General features: G+C 71.9%; 2 protein-coding genes. Both read right to left on the bottom strand.

Features of this window, described 5'->3' with window-relative positions; all coding sequences use genetic code 11:
• The coding region (locus ACY45C_RS12025; RefSeq protein ID WP_462187705.1) for a PEP/pyruvate-binding domain-containing protein at positions 1-816 on the bottom strand (816 nt) is incomplete at its 3' end.
• Positions 817-892: 76 nt separating this feature from the next.
• On the bottom strand, positions 893-2,196 hold a 1,304-nt coding region (gene glyS, locus ACY45C_RS12020; RefSeq protein WP_462187704.1), incomplete at its 5' end, for a glycine--tRNA ligase subunit beta.

The raw sequence follows: 2,196 nt of genomic DNA, 5'->3' as shown, positions 1-2,196 counted from the left end.
ATTGGGCAGATAGTCTCCGTACACGCCGGATTCCCCGTTGCCCGGGTCCCGGGTGAAGGCCACCCCGGTGCCCGAGTCCGTTCCAAGGTTGCCGAACACCATCGCGACGACGCTCACTGCCGTCCCGAGATCGTCCGGAATGCGCTCGGTACGGCGGTACAGCCGGGCCCGCGGCCCGTTCCAGGAGTCGAACACCGCTCGGATCGCGAGATCCAGCTGCTCACGGGGATCCTGGGGGAAGGGACGGCCGGTGCGCTCGAGCACGATCCGCTGGTAGGTCGCGACGAGCGCCCGCAGGTCGTTCTCGTCGAGGTCGAGGTCGCTGCTGGTGCCCTTGGCCCGCTTCGCCGCCTCGAGAGCCGCGTCGAACGACGACTCGCCGACGCCGAGGACGGTCCGGCCGAACATGGCCAGCAGCCGGCGGTAGGAGTCCCAGGCGAACCGCGGCGAACCCGACTGCTCGGCCAGGCCCAAGACGGCCTGGTCGGTCAGGCCGATGTTCAGGATGGTGTCCATCATCCCGGGCATGGAGAACTTCGCGCCGGAACGCACCGACACCAGCAGCGGATCGTCGGCCTGGCCGAGCCGCCGTCCCCGGGCGGTCTCCAGAGCGGCAAGATGATGATCGATCTCCACCCGTAGCCCGACCGGTTCGCCGCCGGCAAGGTACTCCCGGCACGCCTGGGTGCTGATGGTGAACCCGGGCGGGACGGGCAGGCCGAGATTCGTCATCTCGGCGAGGTTCGCGCCCTTACCGCCGAGAAGATCCTTCATATCCTTGTTGCCCTGGTGGAAGCCATACACGTAGCGCGCCATGGTCGTCCCTTCCGCCCCGGAGTGATACCCAGACGCTAACCCGTGGTAACGGTATGCGCAGTCAGAATGCCCATGATCAGTAACCGGAAGCGGGCAGCGAGCCGAGAGCCTCCCAGTCGAGAGCTCCGGCCGTCAGGTCCCGGATCCAGGCCAGCAGACCGAGCCGCGCCGCCCGCACCGCCGGGTCGTCGGCCATCACCATCACCGCGTCGAAGAACGCGTCGACGGCGGCCGGCAGGTCTCCGGCTGCGGCGACCAGCTCATCGAGGGAGATCACTCCGGCCGGCGTCTCCGCGGTGACAGCCGAATCGGCGCCGGAGGGCGCGAGCCGCTGGGCGAGGGCTGTCACGACCTCCAGCAGGTCGATCTCGGCGGGTTCGGTGAGGCGCTGCGCGTCGAGCACCGCCGGGGTCCCGGCCGGCACGATCCGGCGGACCCGCTGCAACGCGGCGGCCAGGGCGGCGAAGCCGGCGGCGGGTGCGGACTCCCCCTGGACGAGCTGCCGCAGTGTCACCAAGGTGGCGGCCGCGCGGGCCGGCGTGCCGGTGAGCGGCCCGACTGCGCCGACCAAGCGGTGGTCCACCCCGGCGTCGAGTAGTTGCTGGACGTAGCGGCCACGGACGAACGCCCCGGCGGCCTCGAGCGCCTCGGCGGGCACCGGCACCGGGGTAAGCCGGGCAGCACGGGCCAGCGCGCCGGTGACGGTGAGGCCGGCGAGCTCGGGCCGGCTGCCCAGGATCGCGGCGACCCCGAGCGCGGCCCGGCGCAACCCGAACGGATCCGAACTCCCCGTGGGAGCCGCGTCGAGCGCGAACAGCCCGACAAGCAGATCGAGCCGGTCGGCGAGGGCCAGCAGGCCACCGGGGGCGGTAGCGGGCAGCTGATCACCGGCCCGGCGAGGCAGCTCCATCTCAAAGAGGGCGACGGCGACCGCCTCGGGCTCACCGGCCCGGCGGGCATACTCCCGCGCCATCGTGCCGGCGAGGCTCGACAGCTCGATGACCATCTGGGTGGCCAGATCGAACTTGGCGAGCGCGGCCGCCCGGTCCAGGGTGGCCCGGTCGTCCTCACCGAGGCCGATCTCCTCGGCGAGGTCACGCGCCAGCGCCGCGATGCGGTCGGCCCGGTCCGCGACGGAGCCGAGCCGCTGCTCGAACGTCAGCTTCGCGAGCTCCGCCCGGAACGTCTCGGGCGGCACCGTGACGTCGGCGTCGTAGAAGAACGCGGCGTCGGTGAACCGGGCCCGGATGACCTCCTCCTTGCCGGCGCGGACCAGCGCCTGGTCGACCTCGCCATCGGCGACGGCGACGAACGACGGCAGCAGCCGCCCGGCGGCGTCACGCACCGGCAGGTATCGCTGGTGCTTGCGCATGACGGTGG

The sequence above is a fragment of the Frankia sp. CcWB2 genome, from assembly GCF_977927585.1.
Note: the sequence above shows the minus strand (reverse complement) of the source record. Positions and strands in the feature narration are given on the sequence as shown.